Source organism: Lentzea xinjiangensis, assembly GCF_900110955.1.
GTDB classification, from domain to species: domain Bacteria; phylum Actinomycetota; class Actinomycetes; order Mycobacteriales; family Pseudonocardiaceae; genus Lentzea; species Lentzea xinjiangensis.
Map to the genome: position 1 here is coordinate 131,463 of NZ_FOFR01000012.1, position 22,181 is coordinate 153,643.

Sequence of the window (22,181 nt, forward strand, 5' to 3'; positions counted from 1 at the left end):
TCATGACTGTTCAGCGCGAAGGCTTTCTGGGTGACATTCTCGACAAGGTCAAGGACCTGGTCACCGATGACGACCGCAAGGACGAGAAGCGCGAGGAAGACCCTCCGCTGACGCCGGCGTGCTGTGGTGGCACGCCGATCCCGCCGCTGGTGGGTGGAGGCGAGGGGCCGACCATGTTGCACGAGGTCACCTGCAAGAACTACAAGGCCTGATCACATTGCGTGTGCTGTCCGCTGGCTGAGCGTGTGCCTGGTTGGCGGACAGCGTCACGCGGGTGCATGTGGTGTGATGATCACATGCATGCCCGTGCTCTGGCCAGAGCGCGTGAGTTGTACCAGAGAGGTCTTGCCGAGCAAGCGAGGTTCCGCTTCCCGGCGGCCATCCGGCTGCTCAAGCGGGGCCTCGTGCTCTCCGCCCGCGCTGACGACACTCCGGAACGGACGGAGGTCCGTGTCCGAACCCTCGCGGTGCTGGGCACCTGTCTGGCCGAGACCAGCGGCCGGGACAGCGCCATCGAGGCCTTCGAGACCGCGCGTCGCGAGATCACGACGCTGAGACTCCCCGAACTGTGCGCCGAGCTGAGTGCCGCCATCGATCTCAGCCAGGGCGTCGTGGTCATGCGCACCGGCCAGCCCGAACAGGCGATCGAGTGGTTCACCCGCTACATCTCGTTCGTCGAGCGGGGCATGGGACAGGTCGACGGTGCTGACAAGTTCCCGCTCAGACTGGTCTTCGGTCTGATCAACCGTGCCTACGCGAGCGGTGCCGTGCGCAAGCGCGAGCGGGCCGTTGCCGATCTGGAGCGCGCGATCGCGGTCGCGCGCCGGTACGACCTGAGGCAGAGCTACCCGTACGCGATCCATGCCCTCGGCAACGTCCACAAGCAATGTGGCGACCTTGCCGAAGCCCTGCGCCGCTACGAGGAGGCGGAGCGCATCTTCCGCGCTGACGAGCAGGCCGCACCGCTGGCCCGCATGCAGATGGACCAGGCGGAAGCCATGCTCATGATCGGTCTGTCCGATGAGGCCGGTAAGCACCTCGACGAGGCACTTCCGGTGATGCGCAGGGAGAAGTTCGGCCAGGAGATCGCCGAGGTCGAGATGTTCCGCGCCTCCGCGGCGTTGCTGGACGGCGAGCTCGACCTGGCGCGGCGCATGGCCAAGGCGTCCCAGCGCAAACTCGAGAAGCGTGGCAGCACGTGGTGGATGATGGCCGCGCTGATCGAGCTCTGGGCGCACGGCAGGCGCGCGCTGCAGAACAACCGGGTGACGCAGTCGTTGGTGCAGAAGGCGTTGAGCTTGTCCGACGAGCTGGCGGCCAACCGGCTGGTCGACGAGTCGCGGTTCGCCCGGCTGCTCGCGGTGCGGCTGGAGGTGCGCAGGGGCAGGCTCGCCGCCGCTCAGGAACTGCTGCGCCGCCTGCCGGGGCCGCGGGCCGTCACGCCGATCGACCACCGCATGCAGCGCCGGCTCATCCTCTCGGAACTGGCGGTGGCTCGGGGGAACCGCCGGGCGGCGTTGCTGCACGCCCGGCTGGGGCTCGACGAACTGGGGCACGTGCGGGACCAGCTCGGCGGGTTGGAGCTCGTCTCGGCGACGGCGGTGCACGGCCGGGAGCTCGGTGAGCTGGCCATCCGCCTGGTGCTGGAGCGCGACGACGCGAGGCGCCTGTTCGCGTGGCTCGAGCGCACCAGGGCGCAGGCCTATCGGTACGAGCCGCTGGAGCACGTCGACAACACCGAGGTGGCCGCGCGCATCACCGAGGTCAGGGGCCTCAGCCGTGAGCTGATGCGTGCCGGCCTGGACGGCAGGCCGACCGCGGACCTGCGGGACCGGCTCGCCAAGGCGCAGCGGGAGGCCAACCGCCTGGGGTGGAACTCGCAGCGGTGGGGCGAGCCGAGGCCGGTCGCGAGGGTTGACGAGGTGATCGCCGAGCTCGGCCGGCGAGCGATGGTCAGCTTCGCCACCTCGGGCGGCGCCATGGTTGCCGTGGTGGTCGCGGGAAGCCGGGTGCGGATGGTCCGCCTCGGTAACGCACAGGAAGCGTTGGAGAGCGCGCAGAAGCTGCACTTCGACCTCAACGCGCTGGCGCCGGACCATCTCCCGGTGCCGTTGGTGGAAGTCATCGGCGCCTCTGCCCGCAGGCAGGCCGCTCGGCTCGACGAGCTGCTGATCAAGCCTCTGGCCGGCCTGATCGGCGAACGCGAGTTGGTCATGGTGCCGACCGGTGCGCTGTACGCGGTGCCGTGGGGCGTCCTGCCGAGCTTGCACGGTCGTGCGGTCACCACCGCGCCTTCCGCGACGACGTGGCTCGCCGCCGCGCAGGCGGAAGAACCGGGATCCGACCAGGTGCTGCTGGTGCGAGGGCCTGGACTGCAGTTCGCGGACGGTGAGGTCGACCGGCTGGCTGCCCACCACAACAAGGCAACGGTCCTCTCCGGCGAAGACGCGACCGCCGCCGAGGTCCTCGCCCACCTCGACGGAGCCGACCTCGTCCACGTCGCCGCGCACGGCGAACACGAGACCGAGAACGCCCTGTTCTCCCGGCTGGAACTGGTCGACGGACCGCTCTTCGCCCATGAACTGGGCAGGCTGCGCAAGCCACCGGCTCACGTGGTCCTCGCGGCCTGCGAGCTGGCCCTCAACCGCATCAGGCCCGGCGACGAAGCCCTCGGGTTCGCCGGCGCCATGCTCGCGGGCGGCACCAGAACGGTGGTCGCCGCCGCCAGCAAGGTCGGCGACGAGGCCAGCGCCGCCGCCATGGCCGACTACCACCGGGCGCTGGTCGCGGGCGCCGCGCCAGCCGTGGCGCTGGCCGAGGCGATGGCGAAGGACCCGTTCCGCCGGCCGTTCCTGTGCCTGGGGTCCGGCTAGACCGATCGAGTGGTCGTACGGCCCGTCAGCGAGCTGAACGGCCAGGTCAGCGGTGACTTGCGCCCTGGTGGTGCCGGTGGTTGGTGAACTTTTCTCGCTTTTGCGCGTGGTTCTGTGCCAGTCTCGTCGTGACCGAGGGGATGCAACGGCCCGCCTATCGGCTCTAGTCGGTGGGCGGGCCGTTGTGCGAGGAATGTCGGCATGCGCAGAACTCTGCTCGCTGTTCTCCTGGCGGTCGCCGCAGCGGTGGCGGCACCGGCCAACGGATCAGCGCAACCGTCGAGTACCGACCGAGAGCCCGGCAACGGGCCCGAGCGCAACGAGGTCGCCACGCTGGACAGCGCGCTCGGGGCGCTGTCCGTGCAGGCCCGGGGGGAGAACCGGGCCGACCGCAGCCAGGGCTACCCGCGCAGGACCACGCTGCGGACCTATCCCGAGAACCCCGCCGACAAGGCCATCAAGCTCGGCCTGGCGCCGTACCACTCGCTCGCGCCGAAGCTGAACGCGTTGCAGCAGAGGAGCAACAGGGTCTCGGTCGAGGTCGTCGGCCAGTCCGGGCTCGGCCGCGACCTGTACCTCGTCACGCTGACCGCGCCCGAGAGCCCGGCCGAGACCAGGGTCCAGGAGCGGTTCCGCGCCACCATCGAGGAGGGGCGTTCGGTCCCGGCGGGGCTCTACAAGGCGCCGATCTGGATCAACAACAACATCCACGGCGACGAGTGGGAGGGCACTGACGGCGCGTTGCGCGTCATCGAGCACCTCGCCACGAGCAACGACCGCGAGACCCAGGACCTGTTGCGGCGCAGCAGGATCTACTTCAACCTGACCGCGAACCCGGACGGCCGCGTCGCCGGCACGCGGGCGAACGCGGCGGGCTTCGACCTCAACCGCGACTTCGTCACGAGCTCCCAGCCGGAGAACCGGGTGATGCAGGACATCGTCGAGCGCACGCAGCCGCTGATGATGTTGGACCAGCACGGGTACGTGGCGAACACGCTCATCGAGCCGACCACGCCGCCGCACGGCCAGAACTACGACTTCGACCTCTACATCAAGCACGGCTACGAGGGCGGCCTGCTGATGGAGAAGGCCGTGCAGGCGCTGGGCCACCCGGAGGCGGCGAAGCCGGAGATCCCGTTCCGCGACTACCCCGTCGGCGAGTGGGACGGCTGGGCGCCGATCTACACCGCGCAGTACTCGATGTACCACGGCGCCATCTCGTACACGATCGAGATCCCGATGCGGGTCAACCGCGCCGACTACGACGCCCTGCCGGCGGCGGAGCTCCAGCGGCGATCGAAGATCAACACCGATGTCGTCGAGGCCACCATCGAGACGACGCTCGACTACGTGGACGACAACCGGCGCAGCCTGATCGCCGGGCAGACCGAGATGTTCCGCCGGGGCGCCGCCGGGGAGGCGCAGCGGTACATCCCGGACGGGTTCGTGCCCGGCTTCGGGCCGGAGGACCGCTTCCGCACCGAGTTCCCGCGCGCGTACGTGATCACCGGCGACCGGTCCGCGCCGGCCGCGGCGAGGCTCGTCGACCAGCTCGTCCGGCACGACGTGCGGGTCGAGCGCGCGGAGAAGCCGTTCACCCTCGGGGGCAAGCGCTACCCGGCCGGGTCGTACGTCGTCGACATGCACCAGCCGAAGCGCGGCCTCGCCAACGTGATGCTGGAGCAGGGCAGCGACATCTCCGGCAAGGCGCCGGTGATGTACGACATCTCCGGCTGGAGCCACCGCCTGCTCTGGGGCGCGTCCGTCGACGTCCACAGGTCCGGCCGGCTCCACTTCGACGGCGAGCCCGTCACCGCCGCCGCTCCAACCGGTGACGTCGGCGTCGCGCCGGGTGCCGACCTCGCGCTGACGCTGACCGACCCCAGGGACGTCAGCGCCGTCAACGACCTGCTGTCCCGCGGCATCGAGCTGCGCCGCCACGACGACGGCACGGTCGTCGTCCCCGCGGCGGAGAGGGCCGCCGCCAAGGAGGCCGCCGACCGCTACGGCGTCCGCTTCACCGCCGCCAAGCCCGGCGGGGTCGCGTTGCAGCGCAAGACGGTCGCGGCCGCCGTGTCCGCGGACGAGCTGCAGGTGCTGCGCGAGTCCGGGTTCGACGTCCGCACGATCTCCACGGCCGTGCTCAACGCGGGCTTCGACTGGTCGCGGATCGACGTCCTGTACGTGGGCTCCGGGCTGAACCACGCCCAGCTCAACGCCGCCGCCAAGGCGGGGCTGGACGCGTTCCTGCAGCGGGGTGGCGTCGTCACGCGCGGCGCGACGGGCAGCAGGTTCAACACCGACGCGAAGCTCCTGCAGGCCACCCCGGTCGCCGGCTGGGAGGACGCCAACGGCGTGGTGAACGTCGTCAACGGCACCGGTCCGGTCGGCACGGGCGCGCTGCCGCACTCGTTCGTCTACTCCCCGCAGTGGTTCACGGACCTCGGCGCCGGGGTGGCGGTGGAGCAGCGCTACGGCAGCACGGTGCTCGCCGCGGGCCACTGGCGCGCACGCGACAACGGCACGGGCGGCCAGGACGCTGCCGCGGGTCAGGCGGCGGTGGTGTCCGGTACCGCGGCCAACGGCGCGAAGGTGGTCCTCTTCGGCACCGAGCCGATGTTCCGCGACCACCCGAAGGGGCTCTACGCGCAGGTGGCGCGGGCCATTTTCTGGACCGGTACCCGGTAGGGGAGGCGGGGCGGGAAGGCCCGGCGGCCTTCTCGCCCCCGCTCGCCGGCGCGAGTCGTCAGTCCTTGGTGCCGCCGCCACCGTCCGGGCGCACGACGATGGCGACCCGGTCGTCGGAGGACACGGGCTGACCGCCGGCCTTGTTCACCGTGCCGACCAGCGACGCCGACTCGTTCAGCATCTCCATCGGCCCGAGCCGGCCGAAACCGCCCTCCTGCATCGACGGCTCCGGCTTGCCGGTGAACGCGCCGGTGGGGTTCATCTGCAACGACTGCAGGCCGGGCGTCTTGGAGGTCGCCACGGTGAGCATGTCCGTGTACGAGGAGCAGCCCAGCACGCCCGGCTTGTCCGGCCACGCCCACGCGGGCTCGCCGAGCTTGCCCGGCACGACGCGGTGGAGGACGTCGGCGTTCGCGGTCCAGTCGGTCACCCAGATCTTCTGGGTGTCCGCCGAGACGCACAGGCCGCCGGGCAGCCGCAGCCCGGTCGAGACGACCGCCGAGCCCGCGGTGGGGTTGCCCTGCGCGGGCTGGCCGGAGCCGTCGATGCGCAGCACCTTGCCGGCGAGCGAGCTCGGGTCGGCGGCCAGGGCCGGGTTGCCCGCGTCGCCGGTGGCCACGAGGAGCGCGCCCTTGCGGTCGCTCGCCAGCACGCCGCGGTTGCCGGAAGGGCCCTTCGGGATGCCGGTGAGGATCGGCTTGGGCGTGTCACCGGGCGCGATGCGCAGCACGCGGTTGTCCGTGGCGGTCGTCACGTAGACGTAGGCGAGCTGGTCCTCGGCGAACGTGGCCGACAGCGCGAGACCGGTCAGCCCGCCGTCGGACGACGCGTCCACCTCGACCTGGGCGACCACGACCGGGTCAACGTCCTTGGTGACCTTGAGCAGGCGCCCGCCGCGTTCCGCCGCGTAGGCCGCGACCCCGCCCTGGGCGTCCGCGCCGATCGGGGCGACGCCGGTGACGGTGTTCAGGCACGTGGCGATCACCGCGGGGTGGTAGTCCTTGCAGCCCTGCGGCGGCGGCACGCTCTGCTGGGGCTGCCCGCGGCCCGGTTCACCGGGGCTCGGCTGGAACTCGCCCGGCAGCTCCGGCCGCGGACCCGCCTGCGGGGTCAGCTGCGGTTGTGCGCTCCACGCCGTGGGGGCCGGCTCGTCAGGAAAGCTCGCGCAGCCCCCTGCCAGCAGGCAGGCGGCGGCCAACAACACGACGGAACGCACCACGAGTCCCAGGCTAGGTGCGTGACCGTGAACCCGAAGTGAACGCCTCAGCCGTGGCGAAGTCGACCGAGCGGACCCGCTCGAGCAGCAGGTCGAGCTCGGCGGAGACCACCTCCGGCGCCTCCAGCGGCAGGTAGTGGCTGCACGGCAGCACCCTGAGCCGGGCCTGGGGCAGGGCGCCGACGGACCCGGACATGCTCTCCGCCGTCGTCAGGACGTCGTCGCGGCCCGCCAGGAGTGTGACCGGGCACACGATCGTGCCGAGGTCCTGGCGCGGCGCCGCGCCCAGCGCGAGGGCCAGCGTGAAGTACCAGCGCCAGTCGTGCCGCAGGAACCGGCTGACCGCGTTCGCCACGGCCTTCGGGTCGCTGCTCGGCTTGATCACCCCGCTGTGCCGGAGCAGGAACGCCGTCACGTCCGGCGCCGGGACCCGGTGCAGCACGCTGTCGAGCACCGGACCGGCCTGCCGCAGCAGCTTCGTGGCGGTCAGTCCGACGAACCGGCGCACCGCTCCCGGGACCACCGGCAGCATGGCGTCGAACGAGTCCCCCGGCGCGCCCGCGACGAGCAGCAGGCCCGCCACCCGTTCGGGATGGCGCAGCGCGAGCTCGGCCGCGATCGTGACGCCCATCGACCAGCCCATGACGACGCACCGCTCGACGCCCGCGTCGTCGAGGACCGCGATCGCGTCCGACACGTGGTCGTCCAGCGAGATGTTGCGCTCGTCGACGGGCCGGTCGGACCCCATCGTCCCGCGCATGTACCAGCCGAGCAGACCGCCGCGGCCGGTGAGCGACGGCCACGACTCGGGACCGGACCCCACGCCGGGGCAGAGCAGCACGGGTGTGCCTCCATCCGCTGCCCGCCAAGTCCGGATCCTCGTGCCGTCCCAGGAGATGACGTCGTGCTCCCGCATGGCCGCCATTCTGACGTACGTTGCACCTGTGACGCTCATCGTGCTCGTGCCAGATGATCTCGGAGTTCAGGTGCTGTCCCGGGTGGACGGTGTCCGGCCGGTCCGCTACACGCCGGGGCAGCCGCTGCCGTCCGAGGGGCTCGGCGCCGAGGTCCTCGTCCCGAAGTTCCTCGCGGGCACCGACCCGGGCGAGGTGTTCGCGCAACTGCCGGACCTCAAGCTCGTGCAGCTGCTGAGCGCGGGTGCGGAGAACTTCATCGGCCGCGTGCCGGAAGGCGTGATGCTGTCCACGTGCCGTGGCGCGCACGGGGGCAGCACGGCGGAGTGGGCCATCGGCGCGTTGCTGGCCATCTACCGGGATTTCCTCGTCTTCGAACGCGCCCGCGCCGAGGGCCGCTGGGACTACCACCTCACGGACACGTTGCAGGGCAAGAAGGTGCTGATCGTCGGCGCCGGCGACCTCGGCGAGCAGCTGCGGCGCCGCCTGGAGCCGTTCGACGCCACCGCCGTGCTGGTGGGCCGCACCGCCCGCGACGGCGTGCACGGCGTGGACGAGCTGCCGGCGCTGCTGCCGCAGTTCGACGCGGTCGTGGTCTTCACGCCGATGACCGAGCAGACCCGGCACCTGGTCGACGCCGGGTTCCTGGCCGCGATGAAGGACAACGCCATCCTGGTCAACGGCGCCCGCGGCCCGGTCGTCGACACGGACGCGTTGCTCGCGGAGCTGACGTCCGGACGGCTGCGCGCCGCCCTGGACGTGACCGATCCCGAGCCGCTGCCCGCTGACCATCCACTGTGGACCGCGCCGGGCCTGCTGCTGACCCCGCACGTCGCCGGGAGCTGCACCGGTCACACGGAACGGGCTTACGCCGTGGTGGCGTCCGAGGTGACCCGGTACGTCGCGGGGGAACGGCCGCGCAACCTGGTGAACGGATCTTATTAGTTCTTCCGGGTGAAACCGGGCTGCCGTTCGGCCCTCGCGCGCCCGCGCGAGGCCCCCTAGCGTGCGGGCGTGGCTACTCACGACAAAGGCTCGAGCTCATCGAGCGCTTTCTCCGACGACTCGTTCTACTCGGGCAGCGGAGGGGGAGTGCACCACTTCGACGACGCCACGGGCAAGGCCGGGGGTGGCACCACCCAGCCGTACGACTCCACGACGAAGGCGTTCGACAACACGGGCTACACGCCGCTGGACCGGTCCGGTGTGGACTCGCCGGAGCACGCGGCCGACGACCCGTTCGACGACGAGCGCAAGAAGTTCGGCTGGACCGCGGGCCCCGACCTCGGCCTGCTCGGCCTGCGCGCGGTGCTCGGCGGCATCTTCGTGCTGCACGGCCTGCAGAAGGTCTTCGGGCTCTTCGGTGGCCCCGGCATCAACGGCTTCGCGCAGTCGCTGGAGAAGATGGGCTACCGCGAGTCGGTCGTCCTCGCCTGGGTCACCGGCGTGACGGAGCTGGCGGGCGGCGCCCTGCTCGTGCTCGGCCTCTTCACGCCCCTGGCCGCGGCCGGCCTGCTCGCGGTGATGGCCAACGTCATCGCGTTGCAGTACAAGGGCGGCTTCTTCGGCCCCAACGGCGTCGAGCTGGAGCTCGCGCTCGCGGGCATGGCGTTCGCGGCGTTGTTCGCCGGGCCCGGCCGGGCCGCGCTGGACTACAACCGGAGCTGGTTCCGCCACCCGCTGGCGGCCGGGTTCATCGCGCTCCTGCTCGGAGCGGGTGGCGCGGCCGTGACCTTCTTCGTCTTCCGGTAGACACGCACCCGTGACTCCTCGACTGACGGGCGCGCTGCTCCAACTGGCACTGCTGGTGATCGGGATACCGGTCGTCTACCTGGTGGCGTTCCCGTTCGGCCTCACCGCGAAGTCCCTGCTGCCACCGCTCGGCCTGCTCGCGGGCCTCGTCGTCGCAGGTCTCGTGGTCAAGAAAACGGACCAGCCCGTCAGCGGACCGCTGACGGGCTGGCTCGTGTTCGGCGCCTGCCTGGCGCTCGCGTTCGCTCTTTAGCGGCTCGGGTCGCGCACCGCGCCCGTCGACGCGTCCGTCGCCATCCGCGCGTACGCCCGCAGCGCGCCCGTGACCGGGCGGATGCGGTCGACCGGCTGCCACGGCCGTTCGGACGCCTCCATCTTGGCGCGCCGCTCGGCCAGCACCTGCTCGTCCACCAGCAGCTCCAGGCGCCGCTCGTGCACGTCGATCAGGATCCGGTCGCCGTTCTCGACGAGGCCGATCGTGCCACCGCCCGCCGCTTCCGGGGAGATGTGGCCGATCGACAGGCCGGAGGAACCGCCGGAGAACCGGCCGTCGGTGATCAGCGCGCACTTCTTGCCGAGGCCGGAGCCCTTCAGGAACGCCGTGGGGTGCAGCATCTCCTGCATGCCGGGGCCGCCGGACGGGCCCTCGTAGCGCACGACGAGCACCTCGCCCGCCTGGATCTCCTTGTTCAGGATCGCCGAGACGGCCTGCTCCTGGGACTCGACGACCCGTGCCGGGCCCTCGAAGTGCCACAGCTCCTCGTCGATGCCGGCGGCTTTGATGATCGCGCCGCGCTCGGCGAGGTTGCCGCGCAGCACGGCTAGGCCGCCGTCACGCGTGTAGGCGTGCTCGAAGTCGCGGATGCAGCCGCCCGCGGCGTCGGTGTCCAAAGAGGACCAGCGGTTCGACGTCGAGAACGCCTCGGTGGTGCGGACCCCGCCGGGGGCCGCGTGGAACAGCTCGACCGCCTCCGCGGACGGGTTCTCCGCCCGGATGTCCCACTTGCCGAGCCACTCGGCGAGCGTCGGGGTGTGCACCGACGTCACGTCCTCGTTCAGCAGGCCCGCGCGGTGCAGCTCGCCCAGCAGCGCCGGGATCCCGCCGGCCCGGTGCACGTCCTCCATGTGGTAGTCGGAGTTCGGCGACACCTTGGCCAGGCACGGCACGCGGCGCGACAGGTCGTCGATGTCCTGCAGCGTGAAGTCGATCTCGCCCTCCTGCGCGGCGGCGAGGATGTGCAGCACCGTGTTCGTCGAGCCGCCCATGGCCATGTCGAGCGCCATCGCGTTCTCGAACGCCTTGCGGTTCGCGATCGAGCGCGGCAGCGCCGACTCGTCGTCCTCGCCGTACCAGCGCCTGCACAGCTCCACGACCACGCGGCCGGCTTCGGAGAACAGCTCGCGGCGCGCGGCGTGCGTGGCGAGCGTCGAGCCGTTGCCCGGCAGGGAGAGGCCCAGCGCCTCGGTGAGGCAGTTCATGGAGTTCGCGGTGAACATGCCGGAGCAGGAGCCGCACGTCGGGCACGCCGAGCGCTCGACCTCGGACAGGCCCTCGTCGTCCACGGCGGGGGACGCCGACGCGGCGATGGCGGTGATGAGGTCGGTCGGCGCGACGGCGACGCCCTCGACGACGACGGCCTTGCCGGCCTCCATCGGCCCGCCGGACACGAACACGACGGGGATGTTGAGCCGCATCGCCGCGTTGAGCATGCCGGGGGTGATCTTGTCGCAGTTCGAGATGCAGACGATCGCGTCGGCCTGGTGCGCGTTGACCATGTACTCGACGGAGTCGGCGATGATCTCGCGGCTGGGCAGCGAGTAGAGCATCCCGCTGTGGCCCATGGCGATGCCGTCGTCGACCGCGATCGTGTGGAACTCGCGCGGCACGCCACCCGCCTCGCGCACCGCCTCGGCCACGATGTCGCCGAGATCGCGCAGGTGCACGTGACCCGGCACGAACTGCGTGTAGGAGTTGGCGATCGCGATGATCGGCTTGCCGAAGTCGCCGTCGGTCATGCCGGTCGCGCGCCAGAGGGCGCGGGCACCCGCGGCGTTGCGGCCGTGCGTGGTGGTGCGAGAGCGGAGCTGAGGCACTGCTCCTCCAGATTCAGTTCAAGAAAAAACGCGCGGGACGCGGGGTGAGGCGTCCACCAGTCTGGGAGCGGTACCTCAAAGGCTACTTGGGCGCAGGCTCGCCCAGACCAGCAGACAGGCCAGTGCGAGCGTGATCACGTGCACGGCGGTGCACCACAGGCAGATCTTGCCGATGATGAGGAACTCCGCCGCGACCAGGTAGACGACCATCAGCACGCCCACGCCCACCGCGCCCAGCCGGACCCACTTCAGCGCGTCGAGGCGCCATGCGAACGGGAGGCAGAGCACGGTGAGGAACGCGAAGAAGGCGAGCCCGAGGAACGCGACGGGGATGCCCAGCAGCTCCGACTGCTCGCTCGTGGTCACGGTCTCGCAGTCGACCACCGAGTCGGCCGAGCACACCAGCGCGCTCGCGTCGAAGTGGGTGTAGGTCAGGTAGGCCGAGGTCAGCAGGCCCGCGATGGACAGCAGCAGGCTCAGCAGCGGGACCCGCCGGATCACTTCTCGGACTCCACGGACTCCACGGACTCCACGGACTTCACGGGCTCGTCGGCGACGTCCGCGGTCGTCCCGGCGGCCTTGTCCTTGTCCTCGGTGGCGGTCACGTCTTCGGCAGCTTCGTCCTCGGCGGCCACGGCCTCGGCGGTCTCTTCGTCCACGGCGGTCGGGTCGGGCACGCGTCCGCCGCTCACCAGCGACAGCGCCGGCAGGTGCATGAACCGGACCGCGGGCAGGGTCACCTCGGTGTCGTCGTCCTTCACGGCCTTGAGCCAGCCCTTCCGGACCAGCCGGATCGCCTTCACCTCCGGCCACCTGACCGTCGTGGTGGCGAACAGGCCGCGGGCGACGATCTCGTCCTCGGTGACCGTCGTGCGGTTGCGGACGACCCAGTAGGCGTAGCCGAGAGGCAGGACGTAGAGCGCTTGCAGTCCGGGAGCGACCCACGCCACAGGGGTCACGCAGATGGCGATCAGACCCGCCGCGAGCAGCGCGGTCGCCGGGATGCGAAAGACCAGCTTCTTCACCCGGAGGATTCTCCCACGTCCACGATCCGGGAATTCCGTCTCGCAGAGTTGACGCACTCTTGCGCGAGGCGATAACGTCCGCCACATGCAGCGCACGCTCGTTCTCGTACTTCTCAGGCGCGTCGACGCCTGAGCCGAACAGCCTGCGTCGACGCGCGACCCTCGCACGACCCGTCTTCGGGTTGTCGAGGGTTTTTTCGTGTCCGGACCCCGATACCCACGAGGCAATGAGATGACCAGCGCACCATCGCGACAGGCTCCCGAGCCCACGTCGCCACGTCCAGGTCCGCGGCCGAAACCGGCCCCGCCCAGTGGCGCACCGGTTCGTGTAACCGGTGCTCAGTCGCTTGTGCGATCGCTCGAGGCGGTCGGGTGCGAGGTGGTGTTCGGCATTCCCGGCGGGACGATCCTCCCGGCGTACGACCCGCTGCTCGACTCCACGAAGGTCCGGCACATCCTCGTCCGCCACGAGCAGGGCGCGGGCCACGCGGCGACCGGGTACGCGCAGGCCACCGGCAAGGTCGGGGTCTGCATGGCGACCTCGGGACCGGGTGCGACCAACCTCGTCACCCCGCTCGCGGACGCGAACATGGACTCCGTGCCCGTCGTCGCGATCACCGGCCAGCAGTCGCGGCCGCTGATCGGCACGGACGCCTTCCAGGAGGCGGACATCTGCGGCATCACCATGCCGATCACCAAGCACAACGTCCTCGTGACCGACGCCGCGGAGATCCCGCGGGCGATCGCGGAGGCGTTCCACATCGCGGCGACCGGCCGGCCCGGCCCCGTCCTCGTCGACATCCCCAAGGACGTGCTGCAGGAGCAGACCAGCTTCTCGTGGCCGCCCGAGCTGCGCCTGCCCGGTTACCGGCCGACGACCCGGCCGCACGGCAAGCAGGTCCGCGAAGCCGCCAAACTGATCGTCAACGCGCGCAAGCCCGTTCTCTACGTCGGCGGTGGCGTCATCAAGGCGGACGCGTCCCCCGAGCTGCTGCGCCTGGCGGAGGACACCGGCATCCCGGTCGTCACCACGCTGATGGCGCGTGGCGCCTTCCCCGACTCGCACGAGCAGCACCTGGGCATGCCCGGCATGCACGGCACCGTCGCGGCCGTCGCGGCGATGCAGAAGTCGGACCTGCTGATCGCGCTGGGCGCCCGCTTCGACGACCGCGTGACCGGTCAGCTGAACTCGTTCGCGCCGGACGCCCAGGTCATCCACGCCGACATCGACCCGGCCGAGATCTCCAAGAACCGCCGCGCGGACGTCCCGATCGTGGGGGACTGCAAGGAGATCATCACCGAGCTGATCGACGCGGTCCGCGCCGAGCGCGAGACGGCCAAGGTCAGGGACCTCGCGCCGTGGTGGGAGACGCTGAACTCGATCCGCGAGACGTTCCCGCTCGGCTACAACTGGCCGGACGACGGCACGCTGTCGCCGCAGTACGTCATCGAGCGCATCGGTGCGATGTCCCCGGCCGACACGATCTACACGGCGGGCGTCGGCCAGCACCAGATGTGGGCCGCGCAGTTCGTGAAGTACGAGCACCCGCGCACGTGGATCAACTCCGGCGGTCTCGGCACGATGGGCTTCGCGGTGCCCGCAGCGATGGGCATCAAGGCCGGTGAGCCGGGCCGCACGGTGTGGGCCATCGACGGCGACGGCTGCTTCCAGATGACCAACCAGGAACTGGCGACCTGCGCCATCGAGGGCCTGCCGGTGAAGATCGCCGTGATCAACAACGGCAACCTGGGCATGGTCCGCCAGTGGCAGACCCTGTTCTACGGCGAGCGGTACTCCAACACCGATCTGGGGACGCACAAGCACCGCATCCCAGACTTCAAGCTCCTGGCCGAGGCTCTCGGGTGCGCCGGCCTGCGCGCCGAGTCCCGCGAGGAGGTGGACGAGGTGATCGCGAAGGCGCTGGAGATCAACGACCGGCCGGTCGTGGTCGACTTCGTCGTCGGCAAGGACGCGCAGGTGTGGCCCATGGTCGCGGCCGGCACCGGCAACTCCGAGATCATGGCCGCCCGCGACATCCGCCCCCTGTTCGATGAGGACCTGTGATGACCAGGCACACGCTGAGCGTTTTGGTCGAGGACAAGCCCGGTGTGCTCGCGCGCGTCGCCGGCCTGTTCTCCCGCCGCGGCTTCAACATCGAGTCGCTCGCGGTCGGCCGCACCGAGTACCCCGACATCTCCCGCATGACGATCGTGGTGTCGGTCGACGAGCTGCCGCTGGAGCAGGTGACCAAGCAGCTCAACAAGCTCATCAACGTCATCAAGATCGTCGAGCTGGAGCCGGCCGCGTCCGTCCAGCGCCAGCTCGTCCTCATCAAGGTCAGGGCCGACGCGACGGTGCGGTCGCAGGTCCTCGAGACCGTCCAGCTCTTCCGCGCGAAGGTCGTCGACGTGTCGCCGGAGGCGGTCACGATCGAGGCCACCGGCACGTCTGAAAAACTCGACGCGTTGCTGCGCATGCTGGAGCCCTACGGGCTCCGCGAGATCGTCCAGTCCGGCATGGTCGCCATCGGCCGTGGCGCTCGTTCCATCACCGCCACCGCGGTTCGTTAAATCCAGAAGGTAGGGAATTACTGTGAGCGTCGAGATCTTCTACGACGACGATGCCGACCTGAGCATCATCCAGGGCCGCAAGGTGGCTGTGATCGGCTACGGCAGCCAGGGCCACGCCCACGCGCTGTCCCTGCGCGACTCCGGCGTCGAGGTCCGCATCGGCCTGCAGGAGGGCTCCAAGTCCCGCGCCAAGGCGGAGGAGGAGGGCCTCGAGGTCGGCACCCCGGCCGAGGTCTCCGCGTGGGCCGACGTGATCATGATCCTGGCGCCCGACACCGCGCAGCGCCACATCTACGCGAACGAGATCGCCGCGAACCTCAACGAGGGTGACGCGATCTTCTTCGGGCACGGCTTCAACATCCGCTACGGCCTGATCACCGCGCCGTCCGGCGTGGACGTCGCCATGGTCGCCCCGAAGGGCCCCGGCCACCTGGTGCGCCGCCAGTTCGTCGACGGCAAGGGCGTGCCCGCCCTCATCGCCGTCGAGCAGGACGCCTCCGGCAACGCCCAGGCCCTCGCCCTGTCCTACGCCAAGGGCATCGGCGGCACCCGCGCCGGCGTCATCAAGACGACGTTCAAGGAAGAGACCGAGACGGACCTCTTCGGCGAGCAGGCCGTCCTGTGCGGTGGCGCGTCGGCTCTGGTCCAGGCGGGCTTCGAGGTGCTGACCGAGGCGGGCTACGCCCCCGAGGTCGCCTACTTCGAGTGCCTGCACGAGCTCAAGCTGATCGTCGACCTCATGTACGAGGGCGGCATCGCCCGCATGCGCTACTCGATCTCCGACACCGCCGAGTTCGGTGACCTGACCCGCGGCCCGCGCGTCATCACCCCCGCGGTCAAGGAGGAGATGAAGAAGATCCTGGGCGAGATCCAGGACGGCACCTTCGCCAACGAGTGGGTGGCCGAGGACGACAACGGCCGCGCGAACTACCGGAAGCTCCAGCAGGAGGGTGAGAACCACCCGATCGAGGCAACCGGCAAGAAGCTGCGCGACATGATGTCGTGGGTGGACCGCCCGATCACCGAGACCGCCTGAGGTCTTTTCCCCGGACAGGCCCGTGGAGCGCGTGTGGCGCTCCGCGGGCCTTTCCGCTCCCCGCTCCCGCCCATCCGCTAGCTTCAACCCCATGACCGACAGCGCGCCGATCTACGACGACAAGGCCCACGTGCGCGGCAACCTGGACCTGCGCGGCGCGCAGTGGAAGCGCCCGCCGGAGCCGGAGCCGGAGGACGGCCACGTCGAGATCGCCTTCGTCGAGCACACCGACGGCGCCACGTACGTCGCCATGCGCAACTCCAAGCAGCTCGAACCCGTCCTGGTCTTCACGATGGCCGAGTGGGACGCGTTCGTGCTGGGAGCGAAGGACGGGGAGTTCGACGAGCCGTGGTGAGGTTCGAGCGCCGGTCGACCGCCCGCCCGTAGCGTCCCAGGACGTGGGCGGTCTGAACGCCGCTGAACACCACGTCCGGGCTGGGGCCGTCCCATCCTGCAAGACGAGAGCGGTGACCTGGGCCACCCGCCGGAATCCCCGGTTGGGGCCCCTGTCTATGCTCGTTAACAGTCCGGACACATTGCGGTGCTCCGGTCGGCGCGGGCCAGCCGCCCCCGACCACGCCCGCGCCCCACGATCCGACCCTTCCTGGGAGCGATGTCCGTGAGCAACACGAGCCGACCTGTTGTCCTCATCGCCGAGAAGCTCGCGCCGTCCGTGCTGGACGCTCTGGGCGATGGTGTGGAGGTGCGCCACGTGGACGGCACCGACCGCCCGGCCCTCCTCGAAGCCGTCGCGGACGCGGACGCCCTGCTCGTCAGGTCCGCTACCCAGGTCGACGCCGAGGTCTTCGCCGCCACCCGCAAGCTCAAGGTCGTGGCCCGCGCGGGCGTCGGCCTCGACAACGTCGAGGTCCCGGCCGCCACGCAGAACGGCGTGATGGTCGTCAACGCCCCGACGTCGAACATCGTCTCGGCCGCCGAGCACGCGGTCGCGCTCCTGCTCAGCGTCGCGCGCCAGATCCCGGCCGCGCACGAGACGCTGCAGAACCACGAGTGGAAGCGCAGCAAGTTCAACGGCGTCGAGCTCAACGGCAAGACCGTCGGCGTGGTCGGCCTCGGCAAGATCGGCCAGCTGTTCGCGCAGCGCATCGCCGCGTTCGGCGTCGAGCTCATCGCCTACGACCCGTACGTCTCGGCCCAGCGCGCGGCCCAGCTCGGCATCGAGCTCGTCAGCCTCGAGGAGCTCCTCGAACGGGCCGACGCCATCAGCATCCACCTGCCGAAGACGCCGGAGACCAAGGGCCTCATCGGCGCGGAGCAGCTCGCGAAGGCCAAGCGGGGCGTCATCATCGTCAACGCCGCCCGCGGTGGCCTCGTCGACGAGGAGGCCCTCGCGGAGGCCGTGAAGGAAGGCCAGGTCGGCGGCGCCGGCATCGACGTCTTCAGCACCGAGCCCACCACCGAGAGCCCGCTGTTCAACGTGCCCGGCATCGTCGTGACGCCGCACCTCGGCGCGTCCACGGCCGAGGCGCAGGACCGCGCGGGCACCGACGTCGCGAAGAGCGTCATCCTCGCGCTCGCCGGCGACTTCGTGCCGGACGCCGTCAACGTCCAGGGCGGCGCGGTCGGCGAGGAGGTCCGCCCCTACCTGCCGCTGGTGCAGAAGCTCGGCACCGTGCTCAGCGCGCTGTCGCCGAAGGCGCCGACCAGCGTCACCGTCGAGGTGCGCGGCGAACTGTCCAACGAGGACGTCGACGTGCTGCCCCTCGCGGCGCTGCGGGGCGTCTTCGCGAGCGTCGTCGAGTCGCAGGTGACGTTCGTGAACGCGCCGCGCCTCGCCGAGGACCTCGGGGTCAGCGTCGAGCTCACCAAGGAGACGGAGAGCCCGAACCACCGCAGCCTCGTCACCGTCAAGGCCGTGCAGGCGGACGGCACCACCAACAGCGTCTCCGGCACCATCAGCGGCATCGCGCAGGTCGAGAAGCTGGTGAACATCAACGGCCGCAACTTCGACCTCAGGGCCGAGGGAACCGTGCTGCTGCTGGAGTACCCGGACCGCCCGGGCGTCATGGGCACCGTCGGCACGCTGCTCGGCGAGGCCGGCGTGAACATCGAGGCCGCGCAGATCAGCCAGACCGGCAGCGACGCCGTCATGGTGCTGCGGGTCGACCGCCCGGTCGACACCGCGGTGCTCGACCCGATCGGCGCCTCGGTGGGCGCGCGCACCGTCCGCAGCGTCGACTTCGGATAGTCACGACGAACCGGGAAGGGGACTGCGAAGTCCCCTTCCCGTGGACATCGGCGTTTCCAACTGACGGGGCAGCAGCCAACTACCCGTAGCCAACATTCATACTTTCGGGGCAATCGCACAGACACGATCAGCGATTAGCGTCCCCCCGAGGTTGACCCGGTGCCGTAGCGGACACGGCACTGATTCGGGTCGAAGGACACACCTCGGTTGGGGCAACGTTGTGAAAAGACGATCGAGTCTGGTGGTGTTCTCGGCCATCACCACCCTGCTGATCGCACCCGCCACGGCACAGGCACAGGGCGAACAGCTCGCCCAGCCGGTCGGGGGTGCACCGGGGATGGACGCGAAAGCGTTGCACCTCAAGGTTTCTCCCAGGCTCAAGAGCACCGGTGAGGTCACCGCGTTCGTCGCGCTGGACCGCAAGCCCGCCGTCGACGCGTTCGACGAGAAGAAGAGCCAGGGCAAGGAAGTCGCGAGGCAGCTGCCAGGCAGGCCCGCGCCGACTCCTCCGCCGCGGCCGATGCGGTCGTCGGCCTGCTCAGGGTGGCGGACACCTCCACCAGGGAGCTCTACCGCACGTCCAACGGCGTTCCCGGCGTGGTCGTGAAGGCCGACGCGCAGAAGGTCCGCGAGCTGGCGAACCGCCCGGACGTCGCCGCGGTCTACCCGGTCGTGCCGAAGAAGAAGCAGAACTCGAACGCCGTCCAGCTCACCAGGACGATCGACGTCTGGCAGCGGTACGGCAAGCTCGGCGACGGCGTGCGGGTCGGCATCATCGACACCGGCGTCGACTACACCCACGCGAACTTCGGCGGGCCCGGCACGGTCGAGGCGTTCCGCGCCGTCGACCCGCGCGTGCAGGACCCGAACTTCCCGACCGCGAAGGTCGTCGGCGGCTACGACTTCGTGGGCGAGGAGTACGACGGCGGGAGCGAGGACCCGGCGCTCAACACGCCGAAGCCCGACCCCAACCCCATCGACTGTGACGGCCACGGCTCGCACGTCGCGGGCACCACGGCCGGTTTCGGCGAGAACGCCGACGGCAGCACGTTCACCGGCGACCACGCCGAGCTCGACGCCGCGCAGCTCGACGGGATGAAGATCGGCCCCGGCACCGCCCCTAAGGCACTGGTCTACGCGCTCAAGGTCTTCGGCTGCTCCGGCTCCACCAACGTCACCTCGCAGGCGCTCGACTGGTCGCTCGACCCGGACGGCGACGGCGACTTCTCCGACCACCTCGACGTCGTCAACCTGTCGCTCGGCTCCGACTACGGCGCCCCGGACGACCCCGACAGCCTCTTCGTGAAGAAGCTGTACCGGGCCGGCGTCCTGCCGGTGTTCTCCGCGGGCAACGGCGGCGACCTCTACGACGTCGGCGGCTCGCCGGGCAACACGCCCGAGGCGCTGACCGTCGCGTCCGTGCGCGACTCGTTCGTGCTCCGCGACGGCGCGGAGGTGCAGGGCCTCGGCCAGAAGCCGGGCCAGTACAGCCAGAACTTCACCGGCTACCCGGGCTACGACAAGACGCTGCCGGTCGTGAAGCTCACGCAGGCCGGCAACCTCGACGGCTGCCAGCCGATCACGGACGCGGTAGCGGGCAGGTTGGTCTGGCTGGAGTGGGACGACAACGACGCGACGCGCCGGTGCGGTTCCGGTGCCCGCGCCGGCAACGTGCAGGCCGCCGGTGGCCAGGGCGTGCTGCTCTCGTCCGCGCTCAACAACTTCGCGGCGGGCATCGCCGGCAACGCGGCCATCCCGATGTTCCAGTTCACCGGTGAGGCCACGAACCAGGTGCGCCCGGCGCTGGACGCGGGCACGCTGACCGTCCGCCTCGCGGGGGTCCTGCGCACCTCGACGCCGACGCACGACCAGTCCATTTCGGACACGCCGAGCTCGTTCACGAGCCGCGGCACGCGCGGTCGGTCCATCAAGCCGGACGTCGCGGCGCCCGGTGACACGATCTCGTCGACCGCCGTCGGCTCCGGCAACGACCGCTCGGTCCTCTCCGGCACCTCGATGGCGGCCCCGCACGTCGCCGGCATCGCCGCCCTGGTGCGCCAGACGCACCCGGACTGGACGCTGGAGGAGGTCAAGGCCGCGATCATGAACACCGCGGGCGCGGACGTGCGGGAGAGCGGCAAGACCTTCGCTCCCAACCGCGTCGGCACCGGCCGCGTGGACGGCAGGTCCGCGGTCGAGAACCAGGTCCTCGCCCACGTCGAGGAGGACGACGGCCACGTCAGCGCGAACTTCGGCGTCGTCGAGGTCTCCAAGCCGGTCTCCAGGAGCAAGACGATCAAGATCGTCAACAAGTCGGCCAAGGCAGTCGAGTACGAGCTCGGCTACACCGCGGCCACGACGATCCCCGGCGTGAGCTACGTCCTCTCGCGGAACAGGGTGGGGCTGAGCCCGCGCGGCGTCGCCCGCGTCCAGGTCACGCTGCGGATCGACGACCCGAAGGCGCTGCGCAAGACGGTGGACCCGACCGTCGTCCCGACGCAGCTCGGCGAGCCGCGCCAGTTCCTCGCCGACGCCTCCGGGCGCGTGACCTTCACGCCGATCGCCGGCACCGCGGTGCCGCTGCGGCTGTCGGTCTACTCGGCACCGAAGCCCGTCGCGGACATCACCACCCCGGCCGCTCTGAAGTTCCCCGGCGGCGCCGGGCAGGCGGTGCTGAACCTGACCGGCCGCGGTGTCGACCAGGGCACGGGTCCGCAGGCCTACCGCTCGCTGGTCAGCGTGCTCGAGCTGCAGGCGCGGTCGCCGAAGCTGCGCGACTGCCGCCGGGACGTCACGGAGAACTGCGCGCTCAACGAGACCGCCAGGGGCGGCGACCTGCGCTACGTCGGCGCGACCTCCACGGCCCCGCTCTCGAAGGCCCAGGGCAGGCCGGAGGAGGCGCTGCTCGCGTTCGGTGTCGCGACGTGGGGCAACTGGTACAACCTCGGCGTCAACACGATCCCGTTCGTCGACATCGACACCGACGGCGACGGCACCGCGGACTTCGAGGTGTCCGCGACCCGCGTGACCGACACCGACCTGCTGGTCGCGTCCACCGTCGACCTCAGGACGGGGGAGACGGTCGACGTCAGGGGCGTCAACAACCTCTACGGCGACGTCGACGCGAACGTGCAGGACACCGACGTCGTGGTCCTGCCGGTGCTGCTGACGGCGCTGGGCATCGACCCGGCGAAGGACACGGCGCGCCTCACGTACACCGTCGGCACCGACGGCTACTACCCGGCGCCGGGCAACGCGAACAAGCTCGTCGACGTGATCGACCGCCCGCTGTCCTTCGACCCGCTCAAGCCGGGGCTGTGGGTGCGGGGCGGCGGCGACGCGGCGCTGTCGTACCTCGCGAAGCCGGGCACGGCGCTCGTCGTGGACAGGGACGAGGCGGCGCTGAGGGCCGACAAGTCCGAGGGACTGCTCGTGCTCAACCACCACAACGCGAGCGGCGACCGCGCCTCGGTAGTCGCGGTCCGCACCCCACCCCAATCCCCGCCCACGAACCACCGCTCCTCCGACGTTTCCTGACGTCACGCGGGGGCCCCGCGTTCCCCAGAGGGAAACGCGGGGCCCCCGCGTGACTTGTGTGGGCGGCGGGCGTCACCCCTTCACGCGACACCGTTCGTTCGGTCGAGTGACACTCGAAGGTGGGGAATGGGCCGTGTGGGTGTCCCGCAGTACGGGAGAGAACATCCCGAAGGGGTGTCCGGCATGCGGCGGGTGGCCACGATGCCGGTAGCCTTTCGCAAAGGAAAGTAGTCCCACCAATTGGGGACTGACACCTGGGAGGTGTG

Annotated in this window: 16 protein-coding genes and 1 pseudogene; 12 read left to right on the forward strand and 5 right to left on the reverse strand. The window is 70.6% G+C overall.

The window, feature by feature from the left end; all coding sequences use genetic code 11:
- Nucleotides 1-2 precede the first annotated feature (2 nt).
- The 3 genes from BMW88_RS24690 to BMW88_RS24700 all read left to right on the forward strand — a co-directional run bounded on the left by BMW88_RS24690 (nt 3) and on the right by BMW88_RS24700 (nt 5,561).
- Entirely contained in the window at nt 3-212 is a 210-nt protein-coding gene (locus tag BMW88_RS24690; protein WP_089954446.1) for a hypothetical protein, read from the forward strand.
- A gap of 117 nt (nt 213-329) precedes the next feature.
- Nucleotides 330-2,873, forward strand: a complete 2,544-nt coding sequence (locus BMW88_RS24695; protein WP_245778025.1) for a CHAT domain-containing protein — start codon at nt 330-332, stop codon at nt 2,871-2,873.
- A gap of 201 nt (nt 2,874-3,074) precedes the next feature.
- Nucleotides 3,075-5,561, forward strand: coding sequence for a M14 family zinc carboxypeptidase (locus tag BMW88_RS24700; protein ID WP_089954451.1), 2,487 nt, complete (start codon nt 3,075-3,077; stop codon nt 5,559-5,561).
- A 58-nt stretch (nt 5,562-5,619) separates the two neighbouring features.
- On the opposite strand, the gene BMW88_RS24705 is transcribed toward BMW88_RS24700, so the two are convergent.
- A complete protein-coding gene (locus tag BMW88_RS24705; RefSeq protein ID WP_245778026.1) occupies nt 5,620-6,780 on the reverse strand; it encodes a PQQ-dependent sugar dehydrogenase in 1,161 nt (386 codons plus the stop codon).
- A 10-nt stretch (nt 6,781-6,790) separates the two neighbouring features.
- Nucleotides 6,791-7,693 (reverse strand): alpha/beta hydrolase, encoded by a 903-nt coding sequence (locus BMW88_RS24710; protein WP_245778027.1) that lies wholly within the window; start codon nt 7,691-7,693, stop codon nt 6,791-6,793.
- 28 nt (nt 7,694-7,721) lie between these two features.
- On the opposite strand from BMW88_RS24710, the gene BMW88_RS24715 reads away from it, so the two are divergent.
- The 3 genes from BMW88_RS24715 to BMW88_RS24725 all read left to right on the forward strand — a co-directional run bounded on the left by BMW88_RS24715 (nt 7,722) and on the right by BMW88_RS24725 (nt 9,696).
- A complete protein-coding gene (locus BMW88_RS24715; protein WP_245778028.1) occupies nt 7,722-8,636 on the forward strand; it encodes a 2-hydroxyacid dehydrogenase in 915 nt (304 codons plus the stop codon).
- 69 nt (nt 8,637-8,705) lie between these two features.
- On the forward strand, nt 8,706-9,443 hold the full coding sequence (locus tag BMW88_RS24720; RefSeq protein ID WP_089954453.1) for a DoxX family protein: 738 nt from the start codon (nt 8,706-8,708) through the stop codon (nt 9,441-9,443).
- A 10-nt stretch (nt 9,444-9,453) separates the two neighbouring features.
- Nucleotides 9,454-9,696: a hypothetical protein gene (locus BMW88_RS24725; RefSeq protein WP_089954456.1), complete on the forward strand. Its 243-nt coding sequence runs from the start codon at nt 9,454-9,456 to the stop codon at nt 9,694-9,696.
- Here the strand turns inward: BMW88_RS24725 and ilvD are convergent.
- The 3 genes from ilvD to BMW88_RS24740 form a co-directional block, all read right to left on the reverse strand.
- Nucleotides 9,693-11,537: a dihydroxy-acid dehydratase gene (ilvD, locus tag BMW88_RS24730; RefSeq protein ID WP_089954458.1), complete on the reverse strand. Its 1,845-nt coding sequence runs from the start codon at nt 11,535-11,537 to the stop codon at nt 9,693-9,695. The two genes, BMW88_RS24725 and ilvD, sit on opposite strands and share 4 nt — an antisense overlap.
- Before the next feature lie 75 nt (nt 11,538-11,612).
- Nucleotides 11,613-12,038, reverse strand: a complete 426-nt coding sequence (locus tag BMW88_RS24735) for a vitamin K epoxide reductase family protein (protein ID WP_089954460.1) — start codon at nt 12,036-12,038, stop codon at nt 11,613-11,615.
- Nucleotides 12,035-12,562, reverse strand: coding sequence for a PH domain-containing protein (locus BMW88_RS24740; protein ID WP_177221281.1), 528 nt, complete (start codon nt 12,560-12,562; stop codon nt 12,035-12,037). The genes BMW88_RS24735 and BMW88_RS24740 overlap by 4 nt, the downstream gene beginning before the upstream one ends.
- A 232-nt stretch (nt 12,563-12,794) precedes the next feature.
- Between BMW88_RS24740 and BMW88_RS24745 the strand changes: the two genes are divergently transcribed.
- The 6 genes and pseudogenes from BMW88_RS24745 (at nt 12,795) to BMW88_RS24770 (ending at nt 21,915) form a co-directional block, all read left to right on the forward strand.
- On the forward strand, nt 12,795-14,627 hold the full coding sequence (locus BMW88_RS24745) for an acetolactate synthase large subunit (RefSeq protein ID WP_089954465.1): 1,833 nt from the start codon (nt 12,795-12,797) through the stop codon (nt 14,625-14,627).
- Entirely contained in the window at nt 14,627-15,133 is a 507-nt protein-coding gene (gene ilvN / locus BMW88_RS24750) for an acetolactate synthase small subunit (protein ID WP_045310681.1), read from the forward strand. The genes BMW88_RS24745 and ilvN overlap by 1 nt, the downstream gene beginning before the upstream one ends.
- Before the next feature lie 22 nt (nt 15,134-15,155).
- A complete protein-coding gene (ilvC, locus tag BMW88_RS24755; RefSeq protein ID WP_089954468.1) occupies nt 15,156-16,169 on the forward strand; it encodes a ketol-acid reductoisomerase in 1,014 nt (337 codons plus the stop codon).
- Between the two features lie 91 nt (nt 16,170-16,260).
- Nucleotides 16,261-16,524, forward strand: a complete 264-nt coding sequence (locus tag BMW88_RS24760) for a DUF397 domain-containing protein (RefSeq protein WP_089954470.1) — start codon at nt 16,261-16,263, stop codon at nt 16,522-16,524.
- A gap of 258 nt (nt 16,525-16,782) precedes the next feature.
- Nucleotides 16,783-18,378 carry a phosphoglycerate dehydrogenase gene (gene serA / locus BMW88_RS24765; RefSeq protein ID WP_425434686.1) on the forward strand — a complete coding sequence of 532 codons (1,596 nt, stop codon included), beginning with the start codon at nt 16,783-16,785 and terminating at the stop codon, nt 18,376-18,378.
- A gap of 238 nt (nt 18,379-18,616) precedes the next feature.
- A pseudogene (locus BMW88_RS24770) lies at nt 18,617-21,915 on the forward strand (S8 family peptidase).
- The last annotated feature ends 266 nt before the right edge of the window (nt 21,916-22,181 follow it).